This is a genomic window from Magnetococcales bacterium (assembly GCA_015231175.1).
Taxonomy (GTDB): Bacteria; Pseudomonadota; Magnetococcia; order Magnetococcales; family DC0425bin3; genus HA3dbin3.
In genome coordinates this window covers 18111-29822 of record JADGBZ010000038.1, presented here as the reverse complement: position 1 = coordinate 29822, position 11712 = coordinate 18111, and the positions used below count along the sequence as shown (strand labels likewise).

Genomic DNA, 11712 nt, shown 5'->3' with positions numbered 1-11712 from the left:
AGGTTTCGCGAGGTTGGGCAGGCTGTTGTTCGGTTTTTGCTGCCGGGGTGGTCGCAGGTGTCGAGGCCGCTGGTGTTGCTGCGGCTGTGGGTTTTGTGACGGGGTCGGCCAGAATGGACAGGGCGGCTGGCGTTAGAGGGGTGGCGATGGATGGGAGACGTTCCCGCCAGCTGGCCATGTTTTCGACCTGGGTGAAGAGAAGCGTGATCAGATCGGAGAGCTGTCGCTCCATTTCGAGCGGATTGCTGACGGAGCCACCTTTATTGATTTCGGTCTGTAGCGCACTCCACCATTTTTCCAGGAGGGTTGTTTCCTTGTCGAATATGGCTTGACCGAGCGTGAATGCTTTTTTGCGCCACCGTTGCGCATCCTCGGGCATGCCTTGTTTTTCCAATATCAGGCTGATGGTCTGGAGGAGCCGAGCCTGTTTGAAGCTGCCCCGACCAAATTGATGAACGATCGTATCCTCCAGCCGTTCGAAAGTGGAGAGGGCCTCCGGGTTGCGCCGATCGCCCAGGTAGACGACGGCCAGATCGACCAGAAGGCGCGCCTTGAATTGCAACGCTCCCATGTATTCAGCTGGCAGCAGGTGCAGACCGGCGTTGAGGGACTCCAGTGCGGCAGGAATGTTCCCCCCTTGTGCCAAGGCCCATCCCCGGAAACGGTAGATTTGTGCCATCTCCTCAAGCCGGGGTGGTTTCATGGCAAGAAAGATGGTCAGCAGGGGGGCGGACTCTTCCCGCACCTGGTCGAAGTACCCTTGCCGGGCCAGAAGGTCCAGATATTGTATGCGGGCAGCCAACACTTCCGGGTGTTTTTCTCCCAGATACTGGGCCAACTCGGGTATGGCCACCATCAGGAGTTGGGAGGAACGGGAGAGGCGGGCTGATTGATCGGCCAGGGCGAGCGCCATGCCCACCCGAGTCCGAGCCAGACTCAGGCGAATGTCTTGTTCCTGGGCGGGTGTAAAGGCCTCCTTGGCGCGGCTGGCTGTGAGCAACAGGTTGAATTGCCTGGAAGCCAATTCAAAACGCCCATAAGCCAGATCCACCTTGGCCATGCGGCTGGTCAGGCGCAGGAGGGGAATGGCGTTGGCGGCACTTGATTTGCCGGAGAGTTGGTTGATGGCCATTTGCAGGACCGGTTCGGCTTTGGCATGACGCCCTTGTTCCAGATAGAGATCCACCAGGATGGTGACGGGCTCCACCAGGGCATCTGCATTGGCTGTCGGATCCATGGCCATTTGGTTGATTCTGAGCCAGACCTGCCGTTCCAGCATCTGTTCTTCTTGCGGGGAGAGCGCCCGTGACGGGGCGGCATCGGCAGGGGGGGAGAGCAGGCACGCGGCCAGGAGCAGAAGGGCCAGGAGCGCACCGACTGGATACACGGGCGGGACGTTGTTCATCGGATGGCCTGACGCCGTCTGTGAAACGTTCCGATCAGCCCATACAGCCGCCGTCCCTCCTCGCGCGAAATTTCCCGCCGTTCAATGGCGGTGAGGACACGACCCAAGCCGATCTCCCGATCGCGCGCTGTTTGCAGAGGTGGCAATTCAAATCTTTTGGGACCGGACGCGGGAGTGATTCCGACCGATGGGGTGCCTGAGGGGGGCATGGTATTTTTTGTGGGCAGACGATCATCGATTCGGGTGCGCGGCGCAGCCTGTTTTTGTGTGGTCTCGCGCCCTTTGGCTGGCGGACGCACCGCCATTCGTTGGCTGCCGGGGAGCGACTCGGGTTGATGGGAGGTGGTGTGGGGAGCGGGGGTCTCCTCTGGCGGCGGATGGCCCGCAGGTGGCGGGGCAGATTGCCGGTGCAGGAAGGCCTCGCCGGCCCGCCGCAATCCCAGGCGTGACACATCCCGCCGCCTGACCCGGCTCCGGTCAGCGGTTTGCGGGCCGGACCCCCCTTTTTTTTGTGCGGGGATTGATTGTTCCATCACCCAGTCATCCTTGCTGCCATTTGTGTGTGGCTGGCCTTTTGCCGGGGCCAGAGAAAAAATCATGCAAGACTGTGGGGAAGGTAGAACCTGCCGGATCGGATGGTCCGGTGGTGACACCCGCCTGGGGGCCTGAAGAGTCGACTTCCCGGTGATAGGCCAGGGGAGTTGCACCCGCCTCGTTGCTGTCAGGATGGGAAAACTCGGACCCGGTGTCAACCTCGTGGGCCGGGGGCGTGCCAAAAAACATGGTGATTTTTTCCAGGGCGCTGCCCAACCCTTCCATTTCGGGGATATGATCCAGGCCGTCGTTGCGAAGCCCGTTGAACGCAGCGCCGATGGCCTGCAGGGCCTCCTGGTTGCGCGGGTCTCCCATGTCGCCTCCGGTGGCTTGCAAGGTTTCCATGGCCATGCTGACCGTTGCAGCCAGGGCGTGTGTCTCTTCCCGACGGACGGCGTTGAGTTTCCCCAAGACCGATTTCAGGATACCCAACAGGAGTTCCAAAACGCCGTTATGGGCTGGAGAGTCTGCCGGGGGGGACTCCCTGACTGGAGGTGGAGGCGACGCAGGGGTCCATCTGATTTTTCCCTCGTCTTCTTTTTTGTCTTTGTCGAAGTTTGCCGGGGGGGACTCCCTGGCCGGAGGTGGGGGCGACGCAGGGGTCCATCTGATTTTTCCCTCGTCTTCTTTTTTGTCTTTGTCGAAGTTTGCCGGGGGGGACTCCCTGGCCGGAGGTGGGGGTGACGCAGGGGTCCATCTGATTTTTCCCTCGTCTTCTTTTTGGTCGAGGTCTACCGGGGCGGACTCCCTGGCCGGAGGCAGGGGGAGTGCAGGGGTCGATCTGATTCTTCCTCTGTCTCCTTTTTTGTCAGGGTCGGGTGGGAGTTTCCATTGTGTACGATCAGAGCGTTGTACCGGACCCGTGGCAGCTGGAAAATCGGCAGGTGAAAAATCCGGGGCAGGCGCATGGGTGCTCTTGCGTTGGATGCCCTTCTGGACCCCCAGAGAGGGAGGGAGAGTCGCGTGCGCTCTTGTTGCCCGGGGGAGTGATGGATGGGTTGTTTCAGATGTTGGAGGGAGGGGTTGCCTTGCCGCAGCCGGCGTGCTGGTTGTCTCCGCAAAACTCTTGCGAATCAGTTGGGAGACGGTGGCATTGAAACTGTTCTCCTGTGCCTTGATGGCCTGGGTGATGGTGTCCAGATCCACTTGTTGACCCAGTGCTTTGCCGGCTTCGCCCAGGTATTGCGTCAGAAGATCGGCAAATTTTGTGAACCAAAGCTGACTTTGGGTGAGGGCCCAACTGTCGACCACACCCAGCAGCTCCTGGAGAGACTCTTTCCCCTGGCGTGCATGGCTTGTCGAACCCGGGTGATTGCCTGGAGGTGACACATGCCTGTTCATGATCGAACCTGTTTTTTCGTTCCTGTCTGGTTGTTGGGAATTTCGGTTGGACCATGTCGCAATATTGGCACCAACACTCCCGTAAACCTGATCAAATGGTCACACATGTCGTTGCAGTCCAACATCCGGCATCACGATTCAGAATCCTTTCAAAAGGGTTCAGGAAATGTAACTATTCACCACCTGGCCACGAATCGGGGTCCAGGGGGCTGGCTCCCTGGCTTTGTCCAGGGCAGCGCCCTGGTGGGGTTCGGGGCGAAGCCCTGACAAAGGCTTTCATATCTAAGCCTTTCTTGCAAGGGTGGTGAATAGTTGCAGCTTTTCTTGCAAGGATGGTGAATTGTTACACAATTTGAACCTTGTGTTGGGAAAGAATCTCCTGCATGACCACGAGGCCATAGCGAGCCGTATCTGCGTGGATGGTCAACATGATCTCGTCATGGTTGATACGAATGACGCGGCTGGGAAAACCCGCTTCATGAGGCAGATTGATGAAATGAAAGGTTCCTGATTCTCCTTCACGCAATTTGTTGCTTGGTTGGTTCCATTTCATTTTGACGCCGACAATGCTGACATCTTCCGTGGTGCCACGGCAAACCGTGCCACTCTGGGTCATAAATTCAACCGGAGTCTGCAACAGCGACCTCTCTCCTTCCCGGCGGGATGCAACCCGATCCACAGGTGCGTGGGGTGAAGGATCGGCGGGTGGTCTGACCATGTTTTCCTGACGCGGGACGGCGCGTCTGGTCTGAATGGGGAGGGGCAGGGGCCTGGTTGTTGGGTGTGGCGCTGCTTTTTGGTGGGGTGGTTGGTGTTCTGTTGCCACTTCCGCCCTTTTTTGGCCGCGCACCGCCATGGCCCACCCCTCTTTGGGGGTCTCCCTGATGTTGTCGTTGGCAGGAAAGAGTTCGAGCAGATCATCGCCGGAGATGGATGCATCGAGAGACTCTTGCGAGGAGATGTGATGACCTGCCAGTTGACCCATGGCGCCTTTGACATTGCTGAGTTGATCATGAAGTTGTCGGGCACGGATGCGCATCTGGTCAAGTTTGCTGACCATCTCTTCGCCGTGATCGATAATGTCCTGCTGTTGGTATTGTCTGGCGTCTTCTAAAATTTTCTGGGTTTCGTTGGTGATGAGCTGGTGGACCCTGTCCCCCCCAATGATTTTCCACCCCTGGTAGTCCAACTCGCCACTGACCAGGTCCATCTTGACGGAGACCAATAGCCGATTGATGTTCTCGCTGGTTTCTTCGATCTCTTTGGCATATTGGATTTTTCTTTGGAACAGATCGTCGATTTCGCCGACGCGGTTCAAGGCATCGTTGATCTGCATTTCGATTGTTTTGAATTGTTCCAGAAGGGAGAAGTTGTGAGGACTTTCATAGTACAACAAGTCTCCTGTCGCAATATTCTTATTATATAATAACATTTCATCAGCGACATCATCGGCGTCTTTTCCAAGCCCCTGGATCATGCGGGCTTCGTCCTCGATATCCAGGAGAACGTTTTCATAGTGGCGTATGGAAAGTTTCCATGTTACTGCCCATCCTGCATCAAACTTGTCGAGTCTGTCGATCAAGTTTACAATGGTTTCGTGTTTGAGTCTGGGAATTTTTTTCAGAATATCGGTGATATCGACGCTTTTGTTTTTTTCGGCAGAGGTGATGGCATGTCTCTCCTGGCGGCCCCTTTTTGAGACACAGAACTCATAGAGCCATTTCTTTCGTGACCATGGAAATACTTGATTTTCTTTAATGAATGATGTCTGAAACAACCATGAATAACCGTACCATAACGGACAATAGACAAAATGGATGGACCCATAGGCCATCATTTTGTATATCGTATCCAAAAAACTGCCATGAGGATGTTCGCAGGTGTAGGGTTCGGTCATCTTGATGACGGCACACCGCCAGGATCGCCGGAAACCGCGCGTACCGCAGCGGCTGCAAGTGGTTTCATCATCGGTTTGTTTGCCGTTGGCGATGGGGCTGGCGTTATCGTTTTGCCGTTTTTGCCTGGATTGGGGATCCAAATCCTGAAAGGCCATGTCGAGAGACATTTCAAAGTCCCGTTGGACTTTGGACTTGGCAACTTTTTGCGTGATGGGTTCCCGGATGATTTTTTTGCACAGGGGTGTGTCGCTGGATGTTTTCAGGCTCTCTTCAAATTGGATTTGTCCCCGCTTCATGCTGGCTGTGAGCTGAGTCGCCAGTTGGTGGAAGGACATTTTGTCAAGTTTGGCATCCCAGCGCAGACCTGGGTAGAGGATACTCAGGTATTGGCAATTGTTTTTATGCAAGGCGGTTTGGATGCGATCCATGGCGCTGTCCCATGCCATGAGGGCATAACAGATCTCTTTGCGCGCCACGGCGCTGAAAAGCCGGATGAACCAAAATTTCCACCGGGTCAACAAACCGGCTCTTCCACCGGAGAGTCTCAACTCTCCATTCATTTTGTACAGCCAGGTGAAGAGGGCATCCCGCATCAGGATTTCGGAGGGACGCGGCAGCCAGCTCAACAGGGAAAACCACACCTCTTTTTTTTCGAAGAATCCACGGATGTTGCCGATAAACTCGTCATGCCACGTTGTGATGATCAACGTCTTGTCGTCCATGTGTTTTTCATCTTTGCGGGCGATACGGACGGTGAAACGGGTAAACAGCAGGAGTTCCCCGAGGTCAAGGGAGATCGAGAAGAGGAGGATGGACATCAGGATAAGGCTGGCCTTGGCTGGGCCGTGCTCATGGGTCAGGAACTGGTTCAGAGCGACAAGGTCTTTGTGGGTGGCGACCGGAATGACGCCCTTCTTCAGGGCCTCAATGCCGTCGATGGCCGGCACGTCCACGGTTGCCGAGATTGTGTAGTCAACCTGGGGTGTGTTGCCGTATTTATCGACCTGACGCAAAACAGCGACATGCGCCTTCAATAATTGATTCAGCTCGGTGGCAACCCCATCATAGACCCGTTTGTTCTCTTCAAATGAGGCTGTGATATGTTGTACGAGGGCGTTGATGTCATAATATTCCAAGGACATGAATCGGCGCATGCTGGCCATCGACCGTTCGCCTGGACTCATGATCAGGTCCAATTGCTCCAGATCATGATGAATTGTTTTAACGGTATTTGAGAAACTGTTGGAGTATCGTCCGGTCAACTCCTGGATTTTCTCTTCAATTCCCTTGCCAAAATTCAACCCGGAACCAAGAAGTATGGTGTTGATGTTTTTGGAAGTCTCCGAGCTGACATGGACCTTTGGCACATCGACCACCCCTTCGGTAAAGCCGCCAAACACTACAAAATGTTTGGCCCAATAACGCGGACCTTTACGTGGATCCTGGCTCGATGCAATGCCGGAGAGTTCATCTTCGGGCAGATTTTTAAAGGTTTCGACAGCTTGTTGCGCGGTGAGTTCCAGGGCTTTTTTCAGGCCATGCAGGGTTTGTGGATGGTCCGGATTGGCTGTCATGCTTGTGCCAAGTACCCCTTCGACACGACCTTTGATTTCTATCCACTGTTTTTGCAGTTCTCCTTGTTTGGAAACCAGCGAGACGATACCGTCGTAGTTGGTGTAGATGGAGAAGAATGTCAACAGGGTGGCCAAAATGATCCAACGGGGGTGGACACCCAGGGCATGGATCAGGCCTTTCCAGATTTTTCCTTTTTCGGCAATCCCCTGGAAGATGCGTCCTTTGAAATCCAGAATGGCCAGGGAGAGGGAGACGCCGATGGTGACTCCAACGACATAGCGGGCCGCCTCACCGGTGTGTCCGAGGAAAAGATTGCCGAACAGTTTTTGCGCCAGGGGGAGTTGGAGCAGTTCGTTGACCCCGCGAAACGTGGTCACCGATGACAAGACAAAAAGTAAGACCGAAACATAGGGTTTGAAACCGATGAGCAGCGAACGCAGCGAAGCGTACAGTTTGCGTCCGATGCCCCGAAACCCTCGTGTCTCAAGCCGCCAGATCTCCGGGATGGAGGGGAAGGCGCGCATGTTCGTGCGCTCCCACTTGGCGAGCGCAACGATCACAGCTTCCCGCATGGTCCCCTGGGCAGCCTCCATGTTGAGTTGGAAGACCATCCGGGTGACTTTAAGGAATGGATTATCCTCGATCTCCTCTTCATCCCCTTTTCTGAGGGCCTCTTGAAAGGCCAGAAACCGGTCCAGGATGGGTGTTTTGATCTCGCCCATCTGGTCTGGTTTGGCGGCGGCGGCCTGGCGCTTTTCATCCTGTAGGTTGCTTTTTAAGAGAGAGACGGCCCTAAGCGTTTCGGACCATTTTTCCTGGGCATGGAAAAAGAATTCCTGGTAACTTTCCTGGCAGGGAATCTGGTCCCGGTTGTGAACGGGAAGAAGACACACCGGGACATCCGACTCGATCTCGTCCGTGAACAGGTTGACGACCGTCTGGCCATAAACTGTCAGAGGGCGCAACTCGGATTTTTCTTTTGTTTCTTTTTCAGATTCCATAGGGCCAAAATCCCGGGGGACACGAAGCGAAATCCGGTCTCCGGTACATGTACCCGACTGACCTGTACATGGGGTGACAATCCGGGGAGGGAGCCTGGTTCCAGGCTCAAGGCTCGCGAAGCTCCCAGCCGTCTGACCCTAGCACTGTTTATCGTTGGACTCAAGGTGGCTATCAGGGCAATCCGGGGCAATCGCATTTGAAAGAGCGTGCCACCGATCCCTGTTTTTCAAACCTGCAATGCGTCCGCCTTCTGGCGCAAAAGGACGCGCCAGAAGGTGGACCAAGGCCCGCCCCTTGGGCCTTTTTTGCAAACAGCGCAAAAAAGGCCTGGGAGAAGATGTGCGACCAAAAACAAAACGGGGCGCTGCCCCGAACCCCGCCAGGGCGCTGCCCTGAACAAAGCCAGAAAGCCAGCATCCTGGACCCCGATTCCAAAAAGCGATCATGTCAAAGATGACCATGGCCTTCGAAAAGTGGTTTTGACGTTGCGTACCACGGGGAGGGGTTGCATGCCCCTCCCTGTAGCCTGTTTACGTTTGGGCGTTCAACGCCCACCACCCAGGCTGTGGACAAACAAAGCGACCTTCTTGACATCCAACGGATCCAACTTTTTTCCCAATCCTGTATAACCGTCGCCCCAGGCTGGCATCTGCCCGGATCTGCCACTGGCAACCGTGGTATGGACCGTTTGCCGATCTCCTCCATAAAGCCAGATGGCATCCGTCAGGTTGGGAGCGCCGACGGATTTGTCCAATTTTTGATTCGCGACCGTATCCAGCAGCGATCCTTTGCCGTGATCACCGTGACAGGAGAAACAGGCCCCATCACCATGAAACAGGGCATCTCCCTGTTTGGCCAACGCGGCATCATGTGCCTGGCCGGATATTTTGAGGACATATTCCACCAGGGCGTTGACCTGCTCCGCGCCGAAGGCCCCGCCGGCGGTGTTCAGATGGGCTGGCATTTGTCCAGAGCGGCCATTGTTGATCGAGAGTTGGATATCGGCCAGAGTTCCATCATAAAGCCAGTCATCGTCCACCAGGTTTGGATAGCCCTTGGCCCCCGTGCCGCCACTGCCATGGCAGGGGACGCAATTGTTGGCAAAGACCGACTTGCCGCCAGCGAGAGCGTACTGGAACAGGTCGTTGTTTTTGGCGATCTCTTCCAGGGGGAGAGCGGCCAACCGCGCATCGAACGGTTTTTTGGCCTCCTGGGCCCGGGCCATTTCCTGTGTGAGTTGTTTCACGTTGGACCAGCCCAACACCCCCTTGGTAAACTCCTCGCTCCCCATGGTTGGCCACGCCGGAAAGAGGATCCAATAGATTACGGCATACACGATGCAGGCATAAAAAGCATACAACCACCATGTTGGCAGGGGGTTGTTGTACTCCTGCAAGGGATGGCCTTCTTCATCGTCCCACTGGTGCCCAGTGGTTTCAACCTTCTTGTCACCTGCCATGGAAACTTCCTCCACTCTTGCGGCATGTTATAAGCAGATCCGATCCCCGGGCTTCAGCGGGCCCGTGCCTGGTAGGAGGAAAAATCCACCAGAGTTCCCAACATTTGCAGATAGGCTACCATGGCATCCAGTTCGGTGATCACCTTGGCCTGGGCATCCTTGGCACTTCCGTTGAAGTTATCCAGGGACACTTTTTTGCCGTATCGCTTCTGCAAACCCGAAACATCCGCGCTCTGACCCAGGGCTTGGCTCTCCAGGTCTGCCACCGCGTGTTCGATCATCTCATCGGTATAGGGGACGCCTGTTTTACGCATCACCTGCATGCGCTTGCCGACATCCTGGTAGTCCAGTTTGTCCCGTTCCAGCCAGGGATAGGGAGGCATCACCGATTCGGGCACCACATCCTGCGGACGCCGCATGTGATCCTGGTGCCAGAGTCGGGAGTATTTGCCGCCTACCCGGGCCAGATCCGGTCCGGTCCGCTTCGATCCCCATTGGAAGGGATGGTCATACTGGCTCTCGGCAGCCAGACTGTAGTGACCGTAGCGTTCCACTTCATCCCGGAAGGGGCGGACCATCTGGGAGTGGCAGTTGTAGCACTGTTCCCGCAGGTAGATATCCCGCCCTTTCAACTCCAGTGGGGTGTAAGGCCGCATCCCTTGCACGGTTTCGATGGTGCTGTCGATGTAGAACAGGGGGACGATCTCCACCAGGCCGCCGATCGAAACCACCAGCAGAATCAGAATCCCCATCAGGGGGAGGTTTTTTTCAATGATATCGTGTTTCACGTTGTCTCTCCCGCATTGCGCTGCCGACCGGGCCTGGATCAGGCTGCCTGTAAAGGGTGGTTCGGTTTGCGCAGGGTCATGTACAGATTGTAGGCCATGACAAATCCTCCCAGCAAAAAGATGCCTCCGCCAACGGCGCGCATAAGATAGTAGGGGTGCATTGCGGCGACGGTTTCGACGAAGGAGTAGGTCAGATTTCCATAGGCATCGTAGGCCCGCCACATCAGTCCCTGCATGATGCCCGAGATCCACATGGCGATGATGTAAAACACGACGCCGATGGTCGAAAGCCAAAAGTGGAAATTGATCAACCGGACCGAGTGGATGGTCGTGCCCGCCAGGCGGGGAACCATGTGGTAAAGCGCTCCGAACGACACCATGGCCACCCACCCCAGGGCGCCGGAGTGGACGTGTCCTATGCCCCAATCAGTGTAGTGGGAGAGGGCGTTGACATCCTTGATGGACATCATGGGCCCCTCAAAGGTGGACATGCCGTAAAAAGAGAGAGAGACGATGAAAAAGCGGAGGATGGGGTCGGTACGCAGTTTGCCCCAGGCGCCGGACATGGTCATGATGCCGTTGATCATGCCGCCCCAGGAGGGCAGAATCAACATGATGGAAAACGTCGCCCCCAGCGTGGAGGCCCAATCCGGTAATGCGGTGTAGTGCAGGTGGTGCGGACCTGCCCAGATGTACAAAAACGACAAGGCCCAAAAATGCACGATGGAGAGGCGGTAGGAGTACACTGGCCGCTCCACCTGTTTGGGGACGAAGTAATACATCAAGCCAAGAAAACCGGCAGTCAGAAAAAATCCGACGGCGTTGTGCCCGTACCACCACTGAATCAATGCCCCCTGCACGCCGGCCCATACCGGATAGGAGTCGGTCAGGTTGACCGGTACTTCGAGGTTATTGATCAGGTGCAGGATGGCCACGGTGATGATGAAGGCGAGATAGAACCAGTTGGCCACATAAATGTGGGCCTCTTTCCGTCGCGCCAGCGTGCCGACAAAATTGATCAGATAGGCGACCCACACCACTGTGATCAGCAGGTCCAGCGGCCAGATCGGCTCCGCATACTCCTTGGCCTGCGTCAGGCCCAGGGGGTAGGTCACCACGGCTCCCACCACCACCGCATTCCATCCCCAAAAGGTCAGCCAGGAGAGAAAATTGGAAAAGAGCCGCACCCGGCAGGTGCGTTGCACGACATAGTAGCTGGTGGCAAACATGACCGAGCCGCCAAACGCAAAAATCACTGCCGAGGTGTGCAGGGGCCGCAAACGGCCAAAGGTGAGGTAAGGTATGCCGAAATTCAACTCAGGAAAGGCGAGTTGCCAAGCCAGGAGATCCCCTACCAGAAATCCCACGATGCCATAAATGACCGCAGCCACCGCAAACCACCGGATGACCTGGTAGTCGTACTGTGCTGCCGCCGGATTGACCGTTTGAGACACGTTGCTCTCCTTTTTCCATGCAAGCTGTTGTTCATGCCTTCCCCGGACTCTCCCCCGTGCCGAATTCCCAACCCTTTCTTCCCTGTTTTGACAGATTTTTTTGCAGCGATCCGACGCTTCCCGTACCCGCCAGTCCGTCAATTGTTATATTTTTGTATATCAATTTGTGAAAATTTGCGCTAGATTTTTTTTAACT

7 protein-coding genes are annotated in these 11712 nt (G+C 55.7%); all 7 read right to left on the bottom strand.

Annotated features, from left to right (window positions below; genetic code table 11):
• The coding region (locus HQL63_09580) for a hypothetical protein (protein MBF0177082.1) at positions 1 to 1405 on the bottom strand (1405 nt) is incomplete at its 3' end.
• On the bottom strand, positions 1402 to 1938 hold the full coding sequence (locus HQL63_09575) for a hypothetical protein (GenBank protein ID MBF0177081.1): 537 nt from the start codon (positions 1936 to 1938) through the stop codon (positions 1402 to 1404). The genes HQL63_09575 and HQL63_09580, both read right to left, overlap by 4 nt.
• 7 nt (positions 1939 to 1945) lie before the next feature.
• The gene (locus tag HQL63_09570; protein ID MBF0177080.1) at positions 1946 to 3340 is read right to left on the bottom strand and encodes a hypothetical protein; all 1395 of its coding nucleotides are present in this window, start codon (positions 3338 to 3340) and stop codon (positions 1946 to 1948) included.
• Between the two features lie 343 nt (positions 3341 to 3683).
• Positions 3684 to 7814 (bottom strand): hypothetical protein, encoded by a 4131-nt coding sequence (locus HQL63_09565; protein MBF0177079.1) that lies wholly within the window; start codon positions 7812 to 7814, stop codon positions 3684 to 3686.
• Positions 7815 to 8359: 545 nt separating this feature from the next.
• On the bottom strand, positions 8360 to 9274 hold the full coding sequence (gene ccoP, locus HQL63_09560) for a cytochrome-c oxidase, cbb3-type subunit III (GenBank protein MBF0177078.1): 915 nt from the start codon (positions 9272 to 9274) through the stop codon (positions 8360 to 8362).
• Between the two features lie 53 nt (positions 9275 to 9327).
• Positions 9328 to 10062 carry a cytochrome-c oxidase, cbb3-type subunit II gene (ccoO, locus tag HQL63_09555; GenBank protein MBF0177077.1) on the bottom strand — a complete coding sequence of 245 codons (735 nt, stop codon included), beginning with the start codon at positions 10060 to 10062 and terminating at the stop codon, positions 9328 to 9330.
• A gap of 38 nt (positions 10063 to 10100) precedes the next feature.
• A complete protein-coding gene (ccoN, locus tag HQL63_09550) occupies positions 10101 to 11516 on the bottom strand; it encodes a cytochrome-c oxidase, cbb3-type subunit I (GenBank protein MBF0177076.1) in 1416 nt (471 codons plus the stop codon).
• Between the last annotated feature and the right edge of the window lie 196 nt (positions 11517 to 11712).